Below are 22861 nucleotides of genomic sequence, written 5' to 3' on the forward strand. Positions count from 1 at the left end.
CTATGCATAGGCCCGCGCCGGCGGGCCTGAACCTCACAATAAGATTCAGCCCCTATAGGGATAGAACATCATGAACTTACACGAATATCAGGCCAAACAGCTGTTTGCCCGTTATGGACTCCCGACGCCGGTGGGTTATGCCTGCAGCACGCCGCGTCAGGCCGAGGAGGCCGCCTCGAAGATCGGCGCCGGCCCCTGGGTAGTGAAGTGCCAAGTACACGCCGGCGGGCGTGGCAAGGCGGGTGGTGTCAAGTGCGTGGCGCGCAAAGAGGAGATCCGTGCCTTCGCCGAGCAGTGGTTGGGGAAACGCCTGGTAACCTATCAAACGGATGCTCAGGGCCAGCCCGTACGCCAAATCCTGGTCGAAGGCGCGACCGAGATCGCCCGCGAGCTCTATCTGGGGGCGGTTATCGACCGTAGCTCACGTCGGGTGGTGTTTATGGCCTCGACCGAGGGCGGGGTGGAGATCGAACAGGTCGCGCAGCAGACGCCGCACCTGATCCACCGCGTGGCGCTGGACCCGCTGACGGGGCCGCAACCCTATCAGGGGCGTGAACTGGCTTTCAAACTGGGTCTGAGCGGCAAGCAGGCGCAACAGTTTGGTCAGATCTTCCTTGGCTTGGCGACGCTGTTCCTGCAGTGCGATCTGACCATGGCGGAGATCAACCCGCTGGTGATCACGCCGCAGGGCGATCTGCTGTGCCTCGATGGTAAGTTAGATGTTGACAGTAATGCTCTGTTCCGCCAGCCGGCGCTGCGCGAAATGGAAGATCCCGAACAAAACGATGCGCGTGAGGCGCATGCGGCACAGTGGGAGCTGAACTATGTCGCCCTGGAGGGCAACATCGGCTGCATGGTGAACGGAGCTGGTCTGGCGATGGGCACCATGGATATCGTGAAGTTGCACGGCGGTGCGCCGGCGAACTTCTTGGATGTCGGTGGTGGCGCCACCAAGGAGCGAGTGACGGAGGCGTTTAAGATCATCCTCTCCGATGAGCACGTCAAGGCGGTGCTGGTTAATATCTTCGGTGGCATCGTGCGTTGTGACCTGATCGCCGACGGCATCATCGGTGCGGTGGCCGAGGTCGGGGTACATGTCCCGGTGGTGGTCCGTCTGGAGGGGAATAACGCCGAGTTGGGGACCCGAATACTGGCCGACAGCGGTTTGAATATCATTGCGGCCACCAGTCTAACGGATGCCGCGCGCCAGGTAGTTGCTGCCGTGGAGGGGAAATAATGTCGATATTGATCAATAAAGAGACTCGGGTGATTTGCCAGGGATTTACCGGCAGCCAGGGGACATTCCATTCCGAGCAGGCATTGGCCTACGGTAGCCAACTCGTCGCTGGGGTCACCCCCGGTAAAGGCGGCAGCGAACACCTTGGGCTACCGGTGTTTAACACCGTGCGTGAGGCGGTGCAGGCCACGGCGGCGAGCGCCAGCGTGATTTATGTCCCGGCACCGTTCTGCAAGGACTCCATTCTGGAGGCGATCGACGCCGGCATCACGTTGATCATCTGCATCACCGAGGGTATCCCGACACAGGACATGCTGCTGGTGAAGGCCAAGCTCGATCAGTGTCCAGGAGTGCGCATGATTGGCCCCAACTGCCCGGGGGTGATCACGCCGGGCGAATGCAAGATCGGCATTATGCCGGGGCATATCCATCAACCGGGACGCATCGGGATCGTTTCCCGTTCGGGCACCCTGACCTATGAGGCGGTCAAGCAGACCAGCGATGTCGGTTTGGGCCAGTCAACCTGCGTGGGGATTGGTGGCGATCCGATTCCGGGGTCGAGCTTTATCGATATTCTGGCGCTGTTCCAAGCCGATCCGCAAACCGATGCCATCGTGATGATCGGCGAGATCGGGGGCAATGCGGAAGAGGAGGCGGCGGCCTACATCAAGCAGCATGTGACGAAGCCGGTGGTGGCCTATATCGCGGGGGTGACGGCGCCGAAGGGGAAACGCATGGGGCATGCCGGGGCGATCATCGCCGGGGGTAAGGGGACGGCGGATGAGAAGTTCGCCGCGCTGGAGGCGGCCGGGGTGACGACGGTGCGTAGCCTGGCTGATATTGGTCAGGCGTTGCTGCGTGTGCTCGGTTGATTGCGACGACGCTTACCGCGCCACGGTATGGAGACCGCCCTTGGGGCGGTCTTTTTTTATTCATTCCCCGCTTGCGGTGACGATGAGGTTATTTTTTCTCCCTATTGTAAAAATAGGTCTGAGCAGAAATATTTTCGTGATGTAATGGTGCGGCCATAAATAATGGTGAGATATCCCATAGATAGCAAAACGCTCAACAATAAATATCAGATTGATTAACAATAAATACACACGCAAGGGGGTGTTTTGCTCTGTTTGATTTCTGAGCGCTTTGATCTAGTTTGGTATTGTAACTAATGATTTTAGCGTAGCTTTTTGGTAATCTTGCGCTAGATCAATAGTTGTCTATAGATAGTATCTAGGCAAATATTGACCTAACAATGGAAATCCAATCACGGTCACGCAAATAGCTATTTATTGTATATGTCTGTGAGGGTAAGATTTATCAGACTGTAATACAGGGTCAGATCTATTGTTATATTTGTTATCTTTTCCCGGTTTTTAGCTGCGAACGTTTTCTGCGCTACGCTATGCTTGCATGAGTCATCGCGGGGTAGAGAGGGTAGGCCGTTGAGAATTGGGATGGGTCGCATTTGTGGGTAAAGGGCATTCATTGCTGGTTGTTATGTGACTTCCGTAGAAACGGAAGCCGGGTTGCCGCAAGTCGGAGTCTTCCTGCGAGGAGCAAGGAGTCAAGATGTTTGATATTGTCGAACTGTCACGTTTACAGTTTGCCTTAACGGCGATGTACCATTTTCTATTTGTCCCGCTGACGCTGGGGATGGCGTTCCTGCTGGCCATCATGGAAACGGTATATGTGCTGACCGGCAAGCAAATCTATAAAGACATGACCAAGTTCTGGGGAAAGTTGTTTGGTATCAACTTTGCCCTAGGGGTCGCTACCGGTCTGACCATGGAGTTCCAGTTCGGGACTAACTGGTCTTACTACTCTCACTACGTCGGGGATATCTTTGGTGCGCCGCTGGCCATCGAAGGGTTGATGGCGTTCTTCCTGGAATCGACCTTCGTCGGGTTGTTCTTCTTTGGTTGGGATCGTCTGGGCAAGGTGCAGCACATGCTGACCACCTGGCTGGTGGCGTTGGGCTCCAACCTCTCTGCGTTGTGGATCTTGGTGGCTAACGGTTGGATGCAGAACCCGATCGCCTCCGACTTCAACTTCGAAACCATGCGTATGGAGATGGTGAGCTTCTCCGAGCTGGTATTGAACCCGGTCGCCCAGGTGAAGTTTGTGCACACCGTCTCCGCCGGTTATGTTACCGGTGCGATGTTTATTCTGGGCATCAGCGCTTACTACCTGCTGAAAGGGCGTGATTTAGCCTTCGCTAAGCGCTCCTTCGCCATCGCCGCTGCGTTTGGTATGGCGTCGGTGATCGCCGTTATCCTGCTGGGTGATGAGTCCGGCTACGAGATGGGCGACGTGCAGAAGACCAAGCTGGCCGCCATCGAGGCCGAGTGGGAAACGCAGCCGGCACCGGCTTCCTTTAACCTGATCGCCCTGCCGGATCAGCAGACGGAAAGTAACCACTACGCCATTCAGGTCCCTTATCTGCTGGGTCTGATTGCGACACGTTCCCTCGATACGCCGGTCATCGGTCTGAAAGACCTGATGAAGGAGCATGAGGTGCGCATCCGTAACGGGATGAAGGCCTATCAGTTGCTGCAAGAGTTGCGTACCGGCAATACTGATCCGGCGGTGCGTGATGCCTTTAATCATGCGAAACAGGATCTGGGCTATGGTCTGCTGCTGAAACGCTATACCGATAACCCGGCTCAGGCGAGCGAAGAGCAGATCGCGAAGGCGACCAAAGACTCCATCCCAGAAGTGGCGCCGTTGTACTTCGCCTTCCGTATCATGGTGGGTTGCGGCATCCTGATGTTGCTGGTGATCTTCGCCTCCTTCTATAGCGTCGCACGTGGTCGCATCGGTGAGAAACGTTGGTTACTGCGCGCCGCGCTGCTGGGGATCCCGTTGCCGTGGATTGCCTGTGAGGCGGGCTGGTTCGTGGCCGAGTACGGTCGTCAGCCGTGGGCGATCGGTGAGGTGTTGCCGACCGCTGTGGCGAACTCCTCGTTGACGACTGGCGATCTGTGGTTCTCGATCATCCTGATCTGCGGTCTGTACACACTGTTCCTGGTAGCTGAGCTGTATCTGATGTTCAAGTTTGCCCGTCTGGGGCCGAGCAGCCTGAAGACTGGTCGTTATCACTTTGAACAGACGCATGCGGTCGACGCACGGTAAACAGGAGTCCACACTATGTTCGAATATGAAGTATTGCGCTTTGTCTGGTGGCTGCTGGTCGGTGTGTTGCTGATCGGGTTTGCCATCACCGATGGCTTTGACATGGGGGTTGGGATTCTGTCCCGCATCCTCGGGAAGACCGATACCGAGCGCCGGGTGATGATTAACGCCATCGCCCCACATTGGGACGGCAACCAGGTGTGGTTGATCACCGCCGGCGGGGCGTTGTTCGCCGCCTGGCCGATGGTGTATGCCGCCGCCTTCTCCGGCTTCTATGTGGCGATGATCCTGGTGCTATCAGCCTTGTTCTTCCGCCCGGTCGGCTTCGACTATCGCTCGAAGATCACCGATCCGCGTTGGCGTAACATGTGGGACTGGGGCATCTTTATCGGTAGTTTCGTGCCGGCGCTGGTCTTCGGCGTGGCCTTCGGTAACCTGCTGCAAGGGGTACCGTTCCACATCGATGAGTATCTGCGTCTGTTCTATACCGGTAACTTCTTCCAGCTGCTTAACCCGTTTGGCCTGCTGGCCGGGGTTGTCAGCCTGACCATGTTGTTGGTACAAGGCGCGGCTTACCTGCAGATGAAGACCGCCGGCGAACTGCGTCTGCGCGCCCGAGCGGCGACGCAGATCTGCGCGCTGATCATGATGGTCGCCTTCTTGCTGGCCGGGATATGGGTGGTGAAAGGGATCGATGGTTATATCGTGACCTCGGCGCTGGACTATGCCGCACCGTCTAACCCGCTGCATAAAGAAGTCGCCCATCAGGCGGGAGCTTGGCTGGTGAACTTTGAGGCGCACCCGATCCTGTGGCTGATCCCGGCGTTGGGCGTGGTACTGCCGCTGCTGACCATCCTGACCTCGCGTCTGGATCGTTGTGGCTGGGCGTTCCTGTTCTCCTCGCTGACCATCGCCTGTGTGATCTTGACCGCCGGTATTACCATGTTCCCGTTCGTGATGCCGTCCATCACTAACCCGAGCATGAGCCTGACCATGTGGGATGCCACCTCAAGTCTGCTGACACTGAAGGTGATGACCGTCGTGGCGATTGTTTTCGTTCCTATCGTGCTGCTGTACACCATCTGGAGTTACTACAAGATGTTTGGCCGACTGGATAAGAACTACATCGAAAACAACAATCACTCACTGTACTGATCCGCTGAGGAGCTTAAGCATGTGGTATTTTGCCTGGGTTTTGGGAACGCTTATGGCCTGCTTCTTCGCCATCATCACCGCGATGGCGATCGAGAACAGCGAGGCTAAGAAAGCGGCCCAAGACGGTAAATGATGACCGGGTTGGCAGATAAGCTGTATAACCTGATGGACAAGGGCCCGTTACGGGCCCTTTCCCTCATCCTCGCACTGGTTCTGGCGGGTTGTATCTTTTGGGATCCGACACGCTTCGCGGCGAAAACCAGTGCCCTGGAGATCTGGCAAGGGTTATTGATCATGTGGGCGGTTTGCTGCGGTGTGGTACACGGCGTCGGTTTCCGTCCGCAACGCGCCTGGTGGCGCGCCTTCTTTTCGCCACTGCCGGCCTTGATCGTGCTGGCCGCCGGTCTCGGTTTCTTCTTTCTCTAAGCTGAGTTAGGTCAGTAACCGTTTACTTCCCTATGGGCCATTCCGTGGCCCATAATTATTTTAGTTCTCCCCTTTCTCCCCCATTCCCAACCCGATTTCACTTGCGTATAGTATCCGCGTTGTTTAGCTATACTGGGATGTAGAGTGAGTCATATGGTATTTCGATGGCCGGTACGGGTTTACTTTGAAGACACCGACGCCGGTGGCGTTGTTTATCATGCACGCTATGTCGCCTTTTATGAAAGAGCGCGCACGGAGATGCTGCGTCAACACCATTTTAGTCAGCAACAGTTACTGACTGAGCATGTCGCTTTTGCGGTCCGTCGCATGACCGTGGACTATTTGGCTCCCGCCCGCCTGGACGATCTGTTGGTGGTGGAGAGCGAGATATCCGCGCTGCGGGGGGCTTCCCTTACGTTTGCGCAGCGCATCGTTAATTCAGAAGGTTTGGTTCTCAGCCGGGCCGATGTGCTGATTGCATGTATCGATCAAAATCTAATGAAGCCGATCGCGCTTCCTAAGTCTATTGTCGCGGAGTTTAAGCAGTGACTGACATGAATATTCTGGATTTATTCCTGAAAGCAAGCGTGCTGGTAAAGCTTATCATGCTGGTATTGATATGCTTTTCGGTCGCCTCTTGGGCGATCATCATCCAGCGCACCCGTATCCTGAACGCGGCAACGCGTGACGCCGAAGCTTTCGAGGATAAATTTTGGTCGGGCATCGAACTGTCTCGCCTGTATCAGGAGAGCCAGACCCGACGTGACACCTTGAATGGGTCGGAGCAGATCTTCTACGCGGGCTTTAAAGAGTTCGCCCGTCTGCATCGGATGAACAGCCATGCGACGGAAGGGGTGATCGAAGGGGCATCGCGCGCCATGCGCATCTCCCTGAATCGCGAGGTCGAGGCGTTGGAGACCCACATTCCGTTTCTGGGCACCGTCGGCTCGATCAGCCCCTATATCGGCCTGTTCGGTACCGTTTGGGGGATCATGCATGCTTTTATCGGCCTGGGCGCCGTGAAGCAGGCGACCTTGCAGATGGTGGCACCGGGGATCGCCGAGGCGTTGATCGCGACGGCGATCGGTTTGTTCGCCGCTATTCCTGCCGTAATGGCCTATAACCGTCTTAATCTGCGTGTGAATAAGCTGGAGCAGAACTATGAAAACTTCATGGAAGAGTTCATCGCCATTCTGCATCGCCAGGCCTTTGCCGCTGATGGTAAGTAAGTCGAGGATAGCATGGCAAGATTAGGTGGACGGCGCGATCTCAAATCGGAAATCAATATCGTCCCGCTGCTCGACGTGCTGTTGGTGCTGGTGCTGATCTTTATGGCGACGGCGCCGATCATTACGCAGAGTGTAGAGGTGGATCTCCCGGATGCGACGGACTCCAAGACCGTCAGCAGTAATGATCACCCTCCGGTGATCGTTGAGGTTTCCGGTGTGGGGCAGTACGCTGTGGTGGTTAATCATAACCGTATGGAACAGTTACCGCCGGAACAGGTGATCGCCGAGGCGCAGGCGCAGCTTAAAGCGGATCCGAAGACGGTTTTCCTGATCGGTGGCGCCAAAGAGGTGCCCTACGATGAGATCATCAAGGCGCTCAACTTATTGCATCAGGCGGGTGTGACTTCGGTCGGTCTGATGACGCAGCCGATTTAACGGATTCGCTGCAGCATAGTGTAAGCAGACATGCAGCCTGTATGGGCTGCGTGTCTTTATTTTGCGACGCCAGTGCGGTGGATGCCGTCTAGCACGGCGGCGTCTAGGCAGCGACTAGCGGTTGGAATCAAAATTGTGGGAAACGCAACTGAGCAAAAAGATAAGCTGAATCGCTCTGTCATCATCTCGGTGATTCTGCACATCGTCCTGATCGGGCTGCTGGTCTGGGGATCGATGCTGCAAGATAACCCGATGAGTGAGGGCGGCGATGGCGGCGGCGGTGGCTCGGCGATCGATGCGGTGATGGTCGATCCGAACGCGGTCGTACAGCAATATAACCGCCAGCAAGAACAACAGAACGCGGCACAACGCGCGGAGCAGCAACGCCAGAAACAGGCGGAGAAGCAGGCGCAGGAGATGCAGCGTAAACAGGCGGAAGAACAACAGCGTCTCAAGGCATTAGAGAAAGAGCGCCTACAAGCCCAAGAGGACGCACGCAAGGCGGCGGAAGAGGCCAAACAGGCCGCCGAGGCGGCCAAGAAACAGGCGGCGGAAGAGGCGAAGCAGGCGGCCGAAGAGGCGAAGAAGCAAGCCGCATTAGCGATACAGCAGGCGAAAGAAGAGGCGGCTAAGGCCGCCGCCGCGGCGAAGAAGCAAGCCGAGGAAGAGGTGAAAAAGGCCGCCGCAGAAGCCAAGAAACAGGCCGAGGAGGCCGCGAAGAAGCAGGCGGCGGAAGAGGCGAAGAAACAGGCGGCAGCCGCCGCGAAAGCGAAGGCCGCGGCGGAGGCGAAAGCCGCCGCGGAAGCCAAAGCGGCAGCAGAGGCTAAGGCGAAGGCGGAGACTGAAGCGAAGGCGAAAGCCGACGCCAAGAAGGCCGCCGAGGCCAAGAAGAAGGCGGCGGCAGCAGCGGCGGCGAAGCAGGCCGATGAGGTCGATGATCTGTTTGGCGGCCTGGCGTCGTCGAAGAACGCACCAAAAGGCACCGCCAACGGCGGCACGCCGGGTAACAGCGGCAAGGCAGGCCCGGCCGGTAAGGGGAATAGCAAGACGTCGGGGGCCTCCGGTGCAGAAATTAGCGGTTATGCGGATCAAATAAAGAGCGCAATCATGGCGAAGTTTTATACTGATCCCAGTTATACCGGAAAAACCTGTGATTTGCGTATCAAGCTGGCGCCCGATGGCCTGCTGATCGATGTGAAGGCAGAGGGCGGGGATCCGGCGTTGTGTCAGGCGGCGCTCTCCGCCGCGCGTCAGGCGCGCTATCCCAAGCCGCCGAGCGAGGCGGTGTACCAGGTGTTTAAAAACGCGCCGGTGGTGTTCCAGCCGCAGTGATGGTGAGACTCGACACCTGGGTGCCTGTCGCGGAAGGGTTATCGGATTTCGCCGATGGCGTGCCGAGGTGGCATGTAGTGTTGTTGAGATTGTTTTGTTAAAATTCTGCTAATTATCGTGGCCAGAGGGTCGGATAAGGGAGATAAGATGAAGCAGGCGTTTCGTTTGATGGTGGGGCTTCTCGTCCTGTGGGCCAGCGTGCTCCATGCCGAAGTCCGAATCGTGATCACCCAGGGGGTGGACTCTGCCCGCCCGATTGGTGTGGTGCCGTTTAAGTGGATGGGCCCGGGCGCGGCGCCGGAAAATATTGGTGGTATTATCGCCGCCGACCTGCGCAACAGCGGCAAGTTTAATCCGATTGATGCCAGCCGCATGCCGCAGCAACCGGCGACGGCGGCTGAGGTGACGCCGGCGGCCTGGACGGCGCTGGGCATTGATGCCGTGGTGGTCGGTCAGGTACAACCGGGGGCGGACGGCAGTTATCTGGTCTCCTACCAACTGGTGGATACCTCCGGGAATCCGGGGAGCGTATTGGCGCAGAATCAGTATAAGGTCACCAAGCAGTGGTTACGTTATGCCGCTCATACCGCCAGCGACGAGGTGTTTGAGAAGCTGACCGGTATCAAGGGCGCCTTCCGCACGCGCATCGCCTATGTGGTGCAGACCAATGGTGGCCAGTTCCCCTATGAGCTGCGCGTCGCCGACTATGATGGTTACAACCAATTCGTGGTGCATCGCTCTGCCGAACCGCTGATGTCTCCGGCCTGGTCGCCGGATGGCAGCAAGCTGGCTTACGTCACCTTCGAGAGCGGCCGTTCCGCGCTGGTGATCCAGACGCTGTCTAACGGCGCTATCCGTCAGGTGGCTTCTTTCCCGCGCCATAATGGTTCTCCGGCCTTCTCTCCGGATGGGACTAAACTGGCCTTCGCCTTGTCGAAGACGGGTAGCCTCAACCTGTATGTGATGGACCTCGCTTCTGGCGCCATTCGTCAGGTGACCGATGGTCGCAGTAACAATACGGAGCCGAGCTGGTTCCCGGACAGCCAAAACCTGGCCTTTACCTCTGACCAGGCGGGTCGTCCGCAGATTTATAAAATCAATATCAATGGCGGTGCCGCGCAACGTCTGACCTGGGAAGGTGCCCAGAATCAGGATGCCGAGGTGAGCCCTGACGGGAAATTCCTGGTCATGGTGAGCTCTAACGCCGGTGCGCAACACATTGCCAAACTGGATCTTGGAACGAATGCCACTCAGGTTCTGACGGATACGTTCCTGGATGAAACGCCGAGCATCGCGCCGAACGGCACCATGGTGATTTACAGTTCTACCCAGGGACTGGGCTCCGTGTTGCAGCTCGTGTCGATTGATGGGCGTTTTAAAGCGCGTCTTCCGGCGACGGATGGTCAGGTGAAGTTCCCGGCCTGGTCGCCGTATCTGTGATGCATACATAAAACTATACTTATATAAATTTAAAAGGATCAATAAGATGCAACTGAACAAAGTTCTCAAGGGGCTGATGCTAGTACTGCCGATCATGGCCGTGGCTGCCTGTAGTTCTAAGAAAAACACCAACGACGATCAGTCCGGTATGGGCGTGGGCGCCAACGGTATGGAAAACAGCAGCAGCAATCTCTCTTCTGAGGAACAGGCTCGTTTGCAGATGCAGGAGCTCCAGAAAAACAACATCGTTTACTTCGGTCTGGACAAATATGATGTAACGCCGGAATACATGCAGGAGCTGGACGCTCACGCGGCATTCCTGCGTAACAACCCGTCTTACAAGGTAACCGTAGAAGGTCATACCGACGAACGTGGGACGCCGGAATATAACATCGCCCTGGGCGAGCGCCGTGCTAACGCGGTGAAGATGTATTTGCAGGGTAAAGGCGTTAGCGCCGATCAGATCGATATCGTTTCTTACGGTAAAGAGAAGCCGGCAGTGCTGGGTCACGACGAAGCGGCTTACGCTAAGAACCGTCGTGCCGTACTGGTTTACTAATTTCTTGTGTAGACGAGTAACGAATGAGCAGTAACTTCAGACGTCATGTGATGGCGCTGTCGTTGCTGGTTGGCGTAGCGGCCCCTTGGGCCGCTACTGCCCAAGCGCCAATCAGTAGCGTCGGCTCAGGCTCGGTCGAAGATCGAGTCACCTCTCTCGAGCGTATTACCAACGCTCAGGGTCAGTTATTGACCCAACTTCAACAACAGCTTTCCGATAACCAGCGTGATATTGACACTCTGCGTGGGCAGATCCAGGAAAACCAATATCAACTGAATCAGATTGTGGAACGCCAGAAACAGATCTACCAGCAGATAGATAGCTTGAGTAGCGGCAATGCGGCGCAGGGCAATACGCCAGCGGCCAGCGCGCAACCGGCCGATAGTACGGCACCGGCGGCGAGTGCACCGGCGGCGGCGCCACAGGCGGCAGCGGCCAGCGGTGATGCCAATACGGACTATAACCGTGCCGTCGATCTGGTATTGGTGAAGAAGCAGAACGATCAGGCGATTTCGGCTTTCCAGACCTTTATCAAACAGTACCCCGACTCGACTTATCAGCCCAATGCCAACTACTGGCTGGGGCAGCTGTACTACAGTAAAGGGAAGAAGGATGATGCGGCTTATTATTACGCCGTGGTCGTGAAAAACTACCCTAAGTCGCCTAAGGCGCCCGAGTCGATGTATAAGGTCGGCGTGATCATGCAGGAGAAGGGGCAGAGCGATAAAGCGCATGCCGTATTCCAGCAAGTGCTCAAGCAATATCCGAATAGTGAAGCGGCCAAGTTGGCGCAGAAGCGTTTGGGATAACGGGTCGTCGGGTAGGGAGTAGACATTCTGGCTATTTTCCATGCCTGGATGTATGAAGTGCAAGCAATTGACCCGGTTATGAGATTTTTTGGTTGCGCTGTCGAGATAAATGGGTAATATATGCCGCCGTTGCCAAGACAAACTGTAAAGCGAGTCGCGGCGGCATACAGAATGGGTCGTTAGCTCAGTTGGTAGAGCAGTTGACTTTTAATCAATTGGTCGCAGGTTCGAATCCTGCACGACCCACCATTCTCTCGATGAGAGATCGGTGTTTAGCGTGAAGGATAACATCGCGTAGCGATGGCCCGTTAGGGCGAGGCGTCAGCCGAGTCATCCTGCACGAGCCACCATTCTTTGTCTAGAATGATATTCTGTAATCAGCAGTAAGCCATAGCGCGGGTCGTTAGCTCAGTTGGTAGAGCAGTTGACTTTTAATCAATTGGTCGCAGGTTCGAATCCTGCACGACCCACCATTCTCCCGGTGAGAAATCGGTGTTTAGCGTGAAGGATAACATCGCGTAGCGATGGCCCGTTAGGGCGAGGCGTCAGCCGAGTCATCCTGCATTCTCCACCCTTTTCTTGATGAGAAAGGGACGCGCTGAGTAAGGTGTGCTAGCACACTACGTCTCAGACCACATCGGTCATCTGGTTTTTCTGTGAGTCATACTCTGGTATGGGTCGTTAGCTCAGTTGGTAGAGCAGTTGACTTTTAATCAATTGGTCGCAGGTTCGAATCCTGCACGACCCACCATTCTCTCAGTGAGAAATCGGTGTTTAGCATGAAGGGTTGCATCGCTTAGCGATGGCATCACTAGGATGAGGCGTCAGCCAAGTTATCCTGGATCATCCGCCGTTTATTCCGAGATATGGATAGTCAGAGTCGCATTGCACGTCGAGCGGGTCGTTAGCTCAGTTGGTAGAGCAGTTGACTTTTAATCAATTGGTCGCAGGTTCGAATCCTGCACGACCCACCATTCTCTCGGTGAAAAATCGGTGTTTAGCGTGAAGGATAACATCGCGTAGCGATGGCCCATTAGGGCGAGGCATCAGCCGAGTCATCCTGCACGACCCACCATTCTCTCGGTGAGAAATCGGTGTTTAGCGTAAAGGGATATATCGCTTAGCGGTAGCCCATCGGGGTTGTCTCCTGATGTATTTTACGTACTCCGTCGTGTCATGTCTTTTATCAGATCGTTGGCCGTTGGCGAATGATTATCCGAGCGGGTCGTTAGCTCAGTTGGTAGAGCAGTTGACTTTTAATCAATTGGTCGCAGGTTCGAATCCTGCACGACCCACCATTCTTTCGGTGAAAATCGGTGTTTAGCGTGAAGGATAACATCGCATAGCGATGGCCCATTAGGGCGAGGCGTCAGCTGAGTCATCCTGCACGACCCACCATTCTTCCAATGAGTAATCGGTGTTTAGCGTCAAGGATAACCCCGCGTAGCGATAGGCCACCAGGGTGATATCCCCGTCTGTTTTACACGCTCCGTCGTGTCATACCTTTTATCAGATCATTGGCCGTTGGCGAATGATTATCCGAGCGGGTCGTTAGCTCAGTTGGTAGAGCAGTTGACTTTTAATCAATTGGTCGCAGGTTCGAATCCTGCACGACCCACCATTCTCCCGGTGAAAAATCGGTGTTTAGCGTGAAGGATAACATCGCGTAGCGATGGCCCATTAGGGCGAGGCGTCAGCCGAGTCATCCTGCACGACCCACCATTCTCCCGATGAGAACCCCTTGTTTAGCGTGAAGGATCACATCGCGTAGCATGGATCAATCGATGCACGAAAGCCGAGCCTCCCCCCCGTGATTATTCAGCGACCCAATGCGGCCTATTTCGTTAGCTGACGTTATGGCGTAGCGCGCCGATCATCACCTCTTGTCCAGGCGACTCGCCTATTTTGGCCTGTTCTCTGCACTTTCACGCCGCTATCTCAGGTTTACTGGTAGTGAATTAGTCTGTTTCTCTGGCTATCCATCATCCCGATAGCGTGAATACAGCGCTGGAGCCAGCCTGATATTTTGCTTTATTATTTTTATTTAATTAAATCATGTGATTATGTAAAAAATCTCCTGCTGGGTCAGTCATTTACAAGCGCGTAAAAAAGCGGATAGATTGAAACGCTTGTGACAAGCCTTTTCTCTGACTGTGATGGACGCACTATGAGTTATCAGAACGACGATTTACGCATCAACCAGATCCAGGAGTTATTACCGCCAGTGGCCTTGTTAGAGGCCTTTCCGGCTAGCGACAGTGCCGCACAGACGGTAGCGCAGACCCGTAACGCCATTCACCGTATTCTTCAGGCGCAAGACGATCGTCTGCTGGTGATCATTGGCCCCTGTTCGATCCACGATCCCCTGGCGGCGAAAGAGTATGCCTCCCGCTTGCTGGCGCTACGTCATGCGTTAGCCGGTGAGTTGGAGATTGTGATGCGTGTTTACTTCGAGAAGCCACGGACGACGGTGGGATGGAAAGGGCTGATCAACGATCCGCATATGGATGGTAGTTACCGTATCAACGATGGTTTGCGTAGCGCACGTCGCCTGCTGCTTGAGATCAACGACAGTGGCATGCCGACCGCGGGTGAGTTTTTGGATATGATCACTCCGCAGTACCTGGCCGATCTGATGAGTTGGGGGGCGATCGGGGCACGGACTACCGAGTCACAGGTACATCGTGAGTTAGCCTCAGGCCTCTCTTGTCCGGTCGGTTTCAAGAACGGTACCGATGGCACCATTAAGGTGGCGATCGACGCGATCAATGCCGCCGGGGCGCCGCATTGTTTCCTTTCGGTCACCAAGTGGGGGCACTCGGCCATCGTGAGCACCAGTGGGAACGGTGACTGCCATATCATCTTGCGTGGTGGGCGCCAGCCGAATTATCGTGCGGACGATGTACAGGCGGTGAAGGCGGGACTCAGCCAAGCCGGGCTGCCCGCACAGGTAATGATCGACTTCAGTCACGCCAATAGCAGTAAGCAGTTTCAGCGCCAGATGGTGGTGTGTGAGGATGTCTGCGGCCAGTTAGCCGCCGGTGAGCGTGCCATCATGGGCGTGATGATCGAGAGCAATTTGGTGGAGGGTAACCAAAGCCCGGACAACGGCGCCACGTTACGCTATGGCCAGAGTGTGACCGATGCCTGCATCGGCTGGGAAGATAGCGAGCGGGCGTTACGCCAGCTCGCTCAAGCGGTACGCGCGCGTCGCGCCCATTCGGTTGCATAAAATGGCTGACGGCGCTAGCTCGGCACCGTCATTATCGCCCAAGGCGGGCTTAGCCTGCCTTGCCCTGATTCGCTACCGCCGCCTGGCGGGCGGCGATCTCGGCGGCATCGCCGAGGTAGTAATGGCGTAGCGGGCGCATCTGTTCATCGAACTCGTACACCAGCGGCACCCCCGTCGGGATGTTCAGCTCGACGATCTCCGCCTCACTGATCTGATCCAGGTGTTTCACTAAGGCTCGCAGTGAGTTGCCATGAGCGGCGATGATCACGCGCTCGCCGGCGGCGATGCGCGGCATGATCTGCTGCTGCCAGTAGGGGATCACGCGCTCGATGGTCGTGGCTAGGCTCTCCGTTAGCGGTAATTCATCGCTGCTCAGCGCGGCATAGCGTGGATCGTGTCCTGGGTAGCGTTCATCCTGCGGTGTCAGGGCCGGCGGGGTGATAGCGAAGGCGCGTCGCCATAGCTTGACCTGTTCATCGCCATACTTCTGAGCGGTCTCGGCCTTATTCAATCCTTGCAGGGCGCCATAATGGCGCTCGTTGAGCTTCCATGACTTCTCGACCGCTAGCCAGGGTTGATCGATCTCGTCCAGGATATGCCAGAGGGTATGAATAGCCCGTTTGAGCACGGAGGTGTAGGCGAAGTCGAAGCTGAACCCTTGCTCCTGTAAGAGGCGTCCCGCCGCCAGGGCCTCCTGACGCCCTTTATCCGACAGTTCAACATCGGTCCAGCCGGTGAAGCGGTTTTCCTTGTTCCACTCGCTTTCGCCGTGGCGAACCAGAACCAGTTTGGTGACAGCCATAGAGAGACTCCTTAATTGCGTTAGCATACTGATAATAATTATCATTATACCTTGTGAAATGCAATGGTCGCGATGGCGACGGCAAACGTGTTGCCGTGTTGCCGCGCGGCGTCACCGTCTCAGTGTAGTCGATGCGCGAGCGGAGGTTATTCCCCTTCGCGCCCCGTGGGGCGCGGGTGGCGACGAGGATCCTATCAGCCTCTCATTTTTACCGTTTCGGGGTTTGAGGGCGGCGCATTGTTGATTATAGTTAATGCCTTGTTTCAAATGTTAACAATAAATAACTCTAGGATAGCGAGGTTGCCCATGGATGCCACCCCATTAACCGCTGCGATGACCAGTCCGCCTTCGCAGCGGGGTTTATTGATTATGGCGCTCGACATTGCGCTGTTAGTAATTTTGTTGCATACCTTACCTTTCGACGAGAAGGCCAATACGGGCTTGGCACTGACGATCTTCGTCGGTGTGCTGTGGTTGACCGAGGCGGTGCATGTGACCATCACCGCGCTGCTGATCCCTCTGCTTGCAATCGGCTTCGGGTTATTGGACGCCAGCGGGGCGTTGAAATCATTCGCTAACCCGACCATCTTCCTCTTTTTCGGCGGCTTCGTGCTGGCGACGGCGCTGCATGTGCAGGGGCTGGATCGGTTGATCGCCAATCAGTTGCTGCTACTGGCCGGTGGGCGGATGGGCACCGCCGTACTGATGCTGTTCAGTGTGACCGCGGCGCTCTCGATGTGGATCAGTAACACCGCGACAGCGGCGATGATGTTGCCTCTGGCGTTGGGGATTCTCACTAATCTCGATCCGGTGCGTGAGCGCAATACCTATGTCTTCCTGTTGTTGGGGATCGCCTATAGCGCCAGTATTGGTGGGTTGGGGACCCTGGTCGGTAGTCCGCCGAACGCCATCGCCGCCGCCCAGTTGGGGATCGACTTCCTTACTTGGATGAAGTACGGCATTCCGGTGATGGTGGTGATGATGCCGCTGATGATGGGGCTACTCTACCTGCTGCTGCGTCCCAATCTCTCGCATAAGGTGACGCTTCATGTCGAAAAATTGGAATGGACCGCATCGCGGGTGATCGCCTTGTTGATCTTCGCGCTGACGGTGATCGGTTGGATCTTCAGTAACCAAATCAGTGCCATGTTGGGTGGCATCAAGCAGTTTGATACCTTGGTCGCCGTCGGGGCGGCGGTCTTGATCGGGGCCAGCGGGGTCGCCAGTTGGGATCAGATCCAGCGCAACACCGAGTGGGGCGTACTGATGCTATTCGGTGGTGGCCTGACGTTGAGTTTGATCCTCGAGGGGTCGGGAGCGAGCGCCATCCTGGCACGTGGAATGGCCGACATCTTCGGCCAAAGTCACTGGTTTATCATTCTGTTGGCGGTGGCCGCGTTCATCATCTTCCTGACGGAGTTCACCAGTAACACCGCCAGCGCCGCGCTGTTGGTGCCGGTGTTCGCCACCGTCGCCAAGGCGCTGGGCATGCCGGAGAGCCTGCTCACGCTGGTGATCGGGATCGGGGCCTCCTGCGCCTTCATGTTGCCAGTCGCGACCCCGCCCAACGCCATCGTGTTCGGCTCCGGTCATATCCACCAGCAGGAGATGGTGCGCGTCGGTTTCTGGCTCAACCTGGTGAGCATCTTCGCCCTGAGCCTGTTTGCCTGGCTGTTCTGGCGTTAAGTCAGCGGGGCGCCGCCGAGCGCCCCGTTGCATCACGCGACATGGAAGTGATACTGTGCGAAGGCGTGGTAGGTTTCGCCGGGTTGCAGCAGGCAGCGGGGTTGAGGCCATTCGGGATGATTCGGGCTATCGGGGAGAAAGGCGCATTCCAACGCCACCCCGGCATAGTCGGCGTAGTGGCCCCCCTGTCGGTCGGGCGTCCCGGCGAGGTAGTTGCCGCTGTAGAGCTGCAAGGCCGGTGCATTGGTGTAAACCTGGAGGCTGACCCGGCCATCATCCGCGCGGAGCGTGGCGGCGGGGTAGGCGCCATCGCGACAACGGGGTTGTAGCAGGAACGCGTGGTCGTACCCCTTGACGCGGCGCTGATCGACGTCGCGTAGCAGGTCGCCGCGCAGCGTTTTGCTCTGGCGGAAATCCATGCCACTGCCCGCGACCGTGCGTAAGGGCGCGCAGGGGATCCCCTGCTCATCCACCGGCAAATACTCGTCGGCATTTAACTGCAACTGCTGCATGAGGGCATCCGCTTGGCCATCGCCGCCAAGATTAAAGTAGGCGTGGTTGGTCAGGCCGACCGGGCAGGGGCGATCGACGCGGGCCTGCCAGTCGATCGTCACCCGATCCTCGTCATCCAGCGTATAACGTGTCTCCACCGTCAGGTTACCGGGATAGCCCTGATCACCGTCGGGCGAGTGCAGGCGGTAGGTGACCGAATGGGCGTCGTGGGCAATGCGTTGCCAGCGGCGCTTGTCAAACCCCTCGGGCCCGCCATGCAGCTGATTGACGCCTTGGCTCGGGAGCAGGGCGACGCGCCGCCCGTGGTCGAGGTAGGCCGCGTTGGCGATGCGGTTAGCATAGCGACCGATGGTCGCACCGAGGAAGGCCTGTTGTTCGGGATACTGGCTGGCGCGTCGGCAACCGAGTAATACCTCGCGCGCCTGGCCGCCGCCGAGCGCCAGGCGGCAGGAGAGCCAACTGGCCCCCCAGTCCATCAACAGCAGGGTAGTGCCGCGAGCGTTATGCAGGGCGGTAAATTGAAAGGGATCGCCGTCCGGCGCCCGTTCGAGGTTGTCACTTAACATACGCTGGCTCCCGCCGATGGCTGACAGACGTAGAAGCTTTCGTGTAGGCCGGTGCGCGCCGGGTAGTCGCGCGCGACCGCGCTGCGCACCGCCTCGACGAGCGCGTGTGGCATGAGGGCGACGATACAGCCGCCGAATCCCCCGCCGGTCATACGGACCCCGCCTCGATCGCCGATGACGCCCTTGACGATCTCGACCAGTGTGTCGATGGGTGGCACGGTGATGGCGAAGTCATCGCGCATCGAGGCATGTGAGGCGGCCATCAATTCCCCCATCCGACCCAGATCGCCGGCAGCGAGCGCCTCGGCGGCCGCTACGGTCCGCGCATTTTCACTGATGACGTGGCGGGCGCGCCGGGCGGTGAGTGCGGGCAGGGCATGCGCCTCGGCGGCGAAGCGCTCCGGGGTCACGTCGCGTAATGCCGGGACGGCGAAGAAGCGCGCCGCCTCTTCACACTGTTGGCGGCGAGTGTTGTACTCGCTATCGACCAGGCCACGTTTGACGTTGGAGTTGATGATCACCACCGCCGCCTCTGCGGGCAAGGGCACCGCCTGGGTCGCCAGCGAACGGCAATCGATCAGCAGCGCGTGCTGTGCCTGACCGAGGGCGGAGATCAGTTGATCCATGATGCCGCAGTTACAGCCGACGAAACGGTTCTCCGCCTCCTGGCCATTGAGGGCCAGTGCAACGCCATCCAGCGGCAACTGATACAGGGCCTGGAGCGCTTGGCCGACGGCGACCTCCAAGGCGGCGGAAGAGCTGAGTCCCGCCCCTTGCGGTACGTTGCCGCTGATCACCATGTCGACGCCGCCGATGGTGTCACAACGTTGCTGGAGATGCTTGATCACCCCACGCACATAGTTACTCCACATCATGCTGTCGTGGGCGACGATCGGCGCATCGAGGCTGAAGCTATCCTGCTGATTGGCGTAGTCGGCGGCGATGACGCGCACCTGGCGGTCGGGACGCGCCGCGCAGCTGATGACGGTCTGGTAGTCGATGGCGCAAGGGAGGACGAAGCCATCGTTATAGTCGGTGTGCTCACCGATCAGGTTGACGCGTCCCGGCGCCTGGACGCAGCAGGTCGGCGCGTAGCCAAATTCACGGGTAAAGATCTCACGGGTCAGGCGAGTCAGATCATGGAGGTGCATGGTTGTATCCTCTCGGGCGTTAGGCTTCGCTAAAGTGAATGTCACTGACGGCGCGCAGGCGTTCGGTCGCTTGCTCCGGGGTCAGATCGCGTTGGGTTTCCGCCAGCATCTCGTAGCCGACCATGAACTTGCGCACCGTGGCGGAACGCAGCAAGGGTGGGTAGAAATGGGCATGTAGCAGCCAGTGATCGGTATCGACCTGATCGAAGGGGGCGCCGTGCCAGCCCATCGAATAGGGGAAGGCGCAGTGGAACAGGTTATCGTAACGGCTGGTCAGTTTTTTTATGGCTACGGCCAGATCGCTACGCTGTGCTGCATCGATCTCGGGCAGGCGTCGTAACGGCTGTTTCGGCAGTAAGAGCGTTTCAAACGGCCAGGCGGCCCAGTAGGGCACGACCGCCAGCCAGTGCGCGGTCTCCACCACCGTGCGGCTGCCGTCGGCTAACTCTCGCTGTACGTAGTCGAGCAGCAGCGGGCGATGGTGACGGAGGAAGTAGTCTCGCTGCAGGCGATCCTCGCGTGCCGCCTCGTTGGGGAGGAAGCTGTTGGCCCAGATCTGGCCATGAGGATGCGGATTGGAGCAGCCCATCGCCGCCCCCTTGTTCTCGAATACCTGAACCCAAGGATAGCGGCGGCCCAGCTCGGCGCTCTGGCTCTGCCAGGTGGCGATCACCGCCTCTAACGCCGCTAATGAGAGCTGGGGCAGCGTCTTACTGTGATCGGGAGAGAAGCAGATCACTCGGCTCGTCCCACGGGCGCTAGCGCTACGCATCAGCACGTCGTCGCTGGACGGCGCATCTGGCGTGTCCGGCATCAATGCGGCGAAGTCGTTGGTGAAGACATGGGTCGTGCGGTAGTCCGGGTTGCGATCGCCGGTGACACGCAGATTGCCCGGGCACAGATAGCAGTCGGGATCGTGTGCCGGCAGCTGTGTGCTGGCGGGGGTCTCCTGCGCGCCCTGCCAGGGGCGCTTAGCGCGATGGGGGGATACCAGCACCCACTGATCGTTGAGCGGATTGTAGCGGCGGTGGGGATGATCCACCGGGTTAAAGGTCGTCGTCATCGCCACACTCCTTATTGTGGGTAGCCATTCGGGTTACGGGATTGCCAGCGCCAGGTATCTTCGGCCATCTGCGCCAGGGAGTGATGAACGCGCCAACCTAGCTCACGCTCAGCCTTGGCGGCGTCGGCCCAGTAGGCGGGCAGATCGCCGGCGCGACGAGGGGCGAAATGGTAGGGAACCGCTTTGCCACAGGCCTGGCTGAAGGCGTCGACCACCTGTAACACGCTGTAACCGACGCCCGCGCCGAGGTTATAGATGTGTACCCCTGGCTGATGACACTTGGCCTGTAACGCGGCCAGGTGGCCGTCGGCCAGATCCATCACATGGATGTAATCGCGCACCCCGGTACCGTCAGGCGTCGGGTAGTCATTACCGAAGATGGCCAGTGAGTCGCGGCGGCCGATGGCTACCTGCGAGATATAGGGCATCAGGTTGTTGGGGATACCCTGAGGATCCTCGCCCATGGTACCGGAGGGATGTGCGCCGACCGGATTGAAGTAGCGCAGCAGTGTCACGCTCCATGCCGGCGAGGCGTGCTGTAGATCTTGCAGTATCTGTTCGACCATCAGCTTGCTGCGGCCATAGGGGCTGGAGGGCATCCCTGTTGGCATCGCTTCGACATAGGGCACCTGCGGTTGGTCGCCATAGACGGTGGCCGAGGAGCTGAAAATGATGTTATGCACTCCCGCCTGCTGCATCACCTCCAGCAGTACCAGCGTTCCACCGACATTATTGTCGTAATAGGCCAAGGGGCGTTGCACCGACTCGCCGACCGCCTTCAGACCGGCGAAGTGGATCACCGCGTCGATGGCGTGCTCGGCGAAGATGCGCGTGAGCAGGGCTCGGTCGCGAACATCTCCCTGATATAACACGGGACGTGTGCCGCCGAGTGCGGCGATACGATCTAGCACGCTGACTTTGCTGTTGCAGAGATTATCGACGATGACCGGTGTATGGCCCGCCTGGAGCAGTTGGAGACAGGTATGGCTGCCAATGTAACCGCTTCCCCCGGTGACTAATACAATCATGATGAACTCCCAGTGCGACTCTGATGGTTAAAAAGGTAACACGCACCAGCAGGTGAAAAGGTGATCTAGGTGGTAAAAATGGAATCGTTTACACAATGGCTGATATCCACTCACCCCTTTAACTATCGCGGCAACCGTTCTACTTTAGCCGGAGAGTGCCGCGTCAGTAGCGGTGTGAGTGGTATCGTTTACACTAATGTGCGCGCTAGGGGCGGTAGAGTGGGTAGGTGAAGAACAGCAGGTGCAACATATTCAACGCAAAATGAAACAGTACCGCCACCCATAATCGCCCACTCCATTGCCACGCCAGGCCATAAATTCCCCCGGCGAGGGTGGCGAAGAGGACGAGTAACGGGCCACCGGCTAGATGCAGCAGGCCGAAGAGCAGGGCGGCGAGTAGCAGGGCGACCCAGGGGCCAAACCAGGCGCTCAGACGCTGTTGCAAGTAGCCGCGAAACAGCGCCTCTTCTGGCAGCGAGACGAACAGCAGGTTGAGGAGGGAAAAGGTCAGGAGCCAGTGGGGCCAGTGGGGCTCGATGCGTAGGCCTCCCAGGGCGACCGCCAGCAGCAGTAGGGCAGGCAGGCTAAGCAGCAAGGCGCCATAGCGCCAGGCCGGGACACGCGGGGCGTCGGGGCGGCGCAGCAGGGTGGGATACAGCGCCAGCAGCAGTAGCGGTGCCAATGCCTTGTCGAGATTAGCGTACAGGGTAAAGGGGGCGCTGTGCGCGCCGACACGCACCTTATCCAGCAGCAGCGGGTTATGGAAGCCGGGAAAGTGGTGTAGATAGAGTGTCAGAATGGCGGCCACGAGCCCGATTTCGCTGAGGGCACGCCAGGGCGTGCTCAGTGTCAGACGGCCTCGCAGATAGAGAACCAGTGCCATCAACGCCAGCAGCGCGACCGCCAACGGGGCGATCAGCCCTTGGTATGCGAGCAGTGCGACAGCGACGGCGGCGCTCAGAAAGGCGGCGCGCGGCGCCCAGGCCAACAACAGGGCTGGCAGGAGTAAAATCTCCCACATGTTTCCTCCTTGGAATGATCGTGCTGCTATCTAAAGGGATACGAT

At 57.8% G+C, this 22861-nt stretch carries 21 protein-coding genes and 6 tRNA genes; 21 read left to right on the plus strand and 6 right to left on the minus strand.

Features of this window, described 5'->3' with window-relative positions; genetic code table 11:
- Positions 1-70: 70 nt before the first annotated feature.
- The 20 genes from sucC to aroG all read left to right on the plus strand — a co-directional run bounded on the left by sucC (position 71) and on the right by aroG (position 14986).
- Positions 71-1237, plus strand: a complete 1167-nt coding sequence (gene sucC, locus ACEQFP_RS07065; protein ID WP_005288915.1) for an ADP-forming succinate--CoA ligase subunit beta — start codon at positions 71-73, stop codon at positions 1235-1237.
- The gene (sucD, locus tag ACEQFP_RS07070) at positions 1237-2109 is read left to right on the plus strand and encodes a succinate--CoA ligase subunit alpha (protein ID WP_068870516.1); all 873 of its coding nucleotides are present in this window, start codon (positions 1237-1239) and stop codon (positions 2107-2109) included. Before sucC ends, sucD begins: the two co-directional genes overlap by 1 nt.
- 697 nt (positions 2110-2806) lie before the next feature.
- The gene (cydA, locus tag ACEQFP_RS07075) at positions 2807-4369 is read left to right on the plus strand and encodes a cytochrome ubiquinol oxidase subunit I (protein ID WP_005288906.1); all 1563 of its coding nucleotides are present in this window, start codon (positions 2807-2809) and stop codon (positions 4367-4369) included.
- A gap of 15 nt (positions 4370-4384) precedes the next feature.
- Positions 4385-5524 (plus strand): cytochrome d ubiquinol oxidase subunit II, encoded by a 1140-nt coding sequence (gene cydB / locus ACEQFP_RS07080; protein WP_005288903.1) that lies wholly within the window; start codon positions 4385-4387, stop codon positions 5522-5524.
- A gap of 19 nt (positions 5525-5543) precedes the next feature.
- Positions 5544-5657, plus strand: a complete 114-nt coding sequence (gene cydX / locus ACEQFP_RS07085; RefSeq protein ID WP_005288900.1) for a cytochrome bd-I oxidase subunit CydX — start codon at positions 5544-5546, stop codon at positions 5655-5657.
- Entirely contained in the window at positions 5657-5950 is a 294-nt protein-coding gene (gene ybgE / locus ACEQFP_RS07090) for a cyd operon protein YbgE (RefSeq protein ID WP_035595147.1), read from the plus strand. The genes cydX and ybgE overlap by 1 nt, the downstream gene beginning before the upstream one ends.
- A 144-nt stretch (positions 5951-6094) precedes the next feature.
- Complete coding sequence (ybgC, locus tag ACEQFP_RS07095) at positions 6095-6499, plus strand: tol-pal system-associated acyl-CoA thioesterase (RefSeq protein WP_005295375.1); 405 nt, start codon at positions 6095-6097, stop codon at positions 6497-6499.
- Complete coding sequence (gene tolQ / locus ACEQFP_RS07100; RefSeq protein WP_035594717.1) at positions 6496-7179, plus strand: Tol-Pal system protein TolQ; 684 nt, start codon at positions 6496-6498, stop codon at positions 7177-7179. The genes ybgC and tolQ overlap by 4 nt, the downstream gene beginning before the upstream one ends.
- Before the next feature lie 12 nt (positions 7180-7191).
- On the plus strand, positions 7192-7614 hold the full coding sequence (gene tolR, locus ACEQFP_RS07105; RefSeq protein ID WP_005288888.1) for a colicin uptake protein TolR: 423 nt from the start codon (positions 7192-7194) through the stop codon (positions 7612-7614).
- Positions 7615-7749: 135 nt separating this feature from the next.
- Positions 7750-8946 carry a cell envelope integrity protein TolA gene (gene tolA, locus ACEQFP_RS07110; protein ID WP_109728376.1) on the plus strand — a complete coding sequence of 399 codons (1197 nt, stop codon included), beginning with the start codon at positions 7750-7752 and terminating at the stop codon, positions 8944-8946.
- A 147-nt stretch (positions 8947-9093) separates the two neighbouring features.
- Complete coding sequence (gene tolB / locus ACEQFP_RS07115; RefSeq protein WP_068870521.1) at positions 9094-10386, plus strand: Tol-Pal system beta propeller repeat protein TolB; 1293 nt, start codon at positions 9094-9096, stop codon at positions 10384-10386.
- A 46-nt stretch (positions 10387-10432) separates the two neighbouring features.
- Positions 10433-10945, plus strand: a complete 513-nt coding sequence (gene pal, locus ACEQFP_RS07120) for a peptidoglycan-associated lipoprotein Pal (RefSeq protein ID WP_005288881.1) — start codon at positions 10433-10435, stop codon at positions 10943-10945.
- Positions 10946-10968: 23 nt separating this feature from the next.
- Positions 10969-11754, plus strand: coding sequence for a cell division protein CpoB (cpoB, locus tag ACEQFP_RS07125; RefSeq protein ID WP_005295388.1), 786 nt, complete (start codon positions 10969-10971; stop codon positions 11752-11754).
- A 173-nt stretch (positions 11755-11927) separates the two neighbouring features.
- Positions 11928-12003, plus strand: a tRNA-Lys gene (locus ACEQFP_RS07130).
- Positions 12004-12151: 148 nt separating this feature from the next.
- Positions 12152-12227, plus strand: a tRNA-Lys gene (locus ACEQFP_RS07135).
- A gap of 202 nt (positions 12228-12429) precedes the next feature.
- Positions 12430-12505 (plus strand) — tRNA-Lys (locus ACEQFP_RS07140).
- A 147-nt stretch (positions 12506-12652) separates the two neighbouring features.
- Positions 12653-12728: transfer RNA gene (locus ACEQFP_RS07145), tRNA-Lys, on the plus strand.
- Between the two features lie 248 nt (positions 12729-12976).
- A tRNA-Lys gene (locus ACEQFP_RS07150) sits at positions 12977-13052 on the plus strand.
- A 247-nt stretch (positions 13053-13299) separates the two neighbouring features.
- Positions 13300-13375, plus strand: a tRNA-Lys gene (locus ACEQFP_RS07155).
- Positions 13376-13921: 546 nt separating this feature from the next.
- Positions 13922-14986, plus strand: coding sequence for a 3-deoxy-7-phosphoheptulonate synthase AroG (aroG, locus tag ACEQFP_RS07160; protein WP_035603754.1), 1065 nt, complete (start codon positions 13922-13924; stop codon positions 14984-14986).
- 49 nt (positions 14987-15035) lie between these two features.
- Here aroG and gpmA read toward each other — a convergent pair whose 3' ends face one another.
- Positions 15036-15788 carry a 2,3-diphosphoglycerate-dependent phosphoglycerate mutase gene (gene gpmA / locus ACEQFP_RS07165; protein WP_068870523.1) on the minus strand — a complete coding sequence of 251 codons (753 nt, stop codon included), beginning with the start codon at positions 15786-15788 and terminating at the stop codon, positions 15036-15038.
- A 306-nt stretch (positions 15789-16094) separates the two neighbouring features.
- On the opposite strand from gpmA, the gene ACEQFP_RS07170 reads away from it, so the two are divergent.
- Positions 16095-17474: a DASS family sodium-coupled anion symporter gene (locus ACEQFP_RS07170; RefSeq protein ID WP_370547260.1), complete on the plus strand. Its 1380-nt coding sequence runs from the start codon at positions 16095-16097 to the stop codon at positions 17472-17474.
- Positions 17475-17506: 32 nt separating this feature from the next.
- On the opposite strand, the gene galM is transcribed toward ACEQFP_RS07170, so the two are convergent.
- From galM to ACEQFP_RS07195, 5 genes are all read right to left on the minus strand, one after another.
- Positions 17507-18553 (minus strand): galactose-1-epimerase, encoded by a 1047-nt coding sequence (galM, locus tag ACEQFP_RS07175; RefSeq protein WP_370547262.1) that lies wholly within the window; start codon positions 18551-18553, stop codon positions 17507-17509.
- Positions 18547-19704, minus strand: a complete 1158-nt coding sequence (gene galK / locus ACEQFP_RS07180; protein ID WP_068870530.1) for a galactokinase — start codon at positions 19702-19704, stop codon at positions 18547-18549. Before galK ends, galM begins: the two co-directional genes overlap by 7 nt.
- Before the next feature lie 19 nt (positions 19705-19723).
- Entirely contained in the window at positions 19724-20767 is a 1044-nt protein-coding gene (gene galT / locus ACEQFP_RS07185) for a galactose-1-phosphate uridylyltransferase (protein ID WP_370547263.1), read from the minus strand.
- 11 nt (positions 20768-20778) lie between these two features.
- Positions 20779-21795: a UDP-glucose 4-epimerase GalE gene (gene galE / locus ACEQFP_RS07190; RefSeq protein ID WP_005288857.1), complete on the minus strand. Its 1017-nt coding sequence runs from the start codon at positions 21793-21795 to the stop codon at positions 20779-20781.
- A 205-nt stretch (positions 21796-22000) separates the two neighbouring features.
- Entirely contained in the window at positions 22001-22816 is an 816-nt protein-coding gene (locus ACEQFP_RS07195) for a CPBP family intramembrane glutamic endopeptidase (protein ID WP_035600643.1), read from the minus strand.
- Between the last annotated feature and the right edge of the window lie 45 nt (positions 22817-22861).

Origin of the sequence: Edwardsiella sp. A.80236, from assembly GCF_044540725.1 — a bacterium.
In the GTDB taxonomy this organism is placed as follows: Bacteria; Pseudomonadota; Gammaproteobacteria; order Enterobacterales; family Enterobacteriaceae; genus Edwardsiella; species Edwardsiella tarda.

Coding starts and splice junctions, on each gene's coding strand:
- cpoB (WP_005295388.1), top strand. CDS start 10,969: ATGAGCAGTAACTTCAGACGTCATGTGATGGCGCTGTCGTTGCTGGTT.
- pal (WP_005288881.1), top strand. CDS start 10,433: ATGCAACTGAACAAAGTTCTCAAGGGGCTGATGCTAGTACTGCCGATC.
- galM (WP_370547262.1), bottom strand. CDS start 18,553: ATGTTAAGTGACAACCTCGAACGGGCGCCGGACGGCGATCCCTTTCAA.
- cydB (WP_005288903.1), top strand. CDS start 4,385: ATGTTCGAATATGAAGTATTGCGCTTTGTCTGGTGGCTGCTGGTCGGT.
- galK (WP_068870530.1), bottom strand. CDS start 19,704: ATGCACCTCCATGATCTGACTCGCCTGACCCGTGAGATCTTTACCCGT.
- sucC (WP_005288915.1), top strand. CDS start 71: ATGAACTTACACGAATATCAGGCCAAACAGCTGTTTGCCCGTTATGGA.
- cydX (WP_005288900.1), top strand. CDS start 5,544: ATGTGGTATTTTGCCTGGGTTTTGGGAACGCTTATGGCCTGCTTCTTC.
- gpmA (WP_068870523.1), bottom strand. CDS start 15,788: ATGGCTGTCACCAAACTGGTTCTGGTTCGCCACGGCGAAAGCGAGTGG.
- tolB (WP_068870521.1), top strand. CDS start 9,094: ATGAAGCAGGCGTTTCGTTTGATGGTGGGGCTTCTCGTCCTGTGGGCC.
- galT (WP_370547263.1), bottom strand. CDS start 20,767: ATGACGACGACCTTTAACCCGGTGGATCATCCCCACCGCCGCTACAAT.
- ybgE (WP_035595147.1), top strand. CDS start 5,657: ATGACCGGGTTGGCAGATAAGCTGTATAACCTGATGGACAAGGGCCCG.
- galE (WP_005288857.1), bottom strand. CDS start 21,795: ATGATTGTATTAGTCACCGGGGGAAGCGGTTACATTGGCAGCCATACC.
- aroG (WP_035603754.1), top strand. CDS start 13,922: ATGAGTTATCAGAACGACGATTTACGCATCAACCAGATCCAGGAGTTA.
- ACEQFP_RS07195 (WP_035600643.1), bottom strand. CDS start 22,816: ATGTGGGAGATTTTACTCCTGCCAGCCCTGTTGTTGGCCTGGGCGCCG.
- tolR (WP_005288888.1), top strand. CDS start 7,192: ATGGCAAGATTAGGTGGACGGCGCGATCTCAAATCGGAAATCAATATC.
- cydA (WP_005288906.1), top strand. CDS start 2,807: ATGTTTGATATTGTCGAACTGTCACGTTTACAGTTTGCCTTAACGGCG.
- sucD (WP_068870516.1), top strand. CDS start 1,237: ATGTCGATATTGATCAATAAAGAGACTCGGGTGATTTGCCAGGGATTT.
- ACEQFP_RS07170 (WP_370547260.1), top strand. CDS start 16,095: ATGGATGCCACCCCATTAACCGCTGCGATGACCAGTCCGCCTTCGCAG.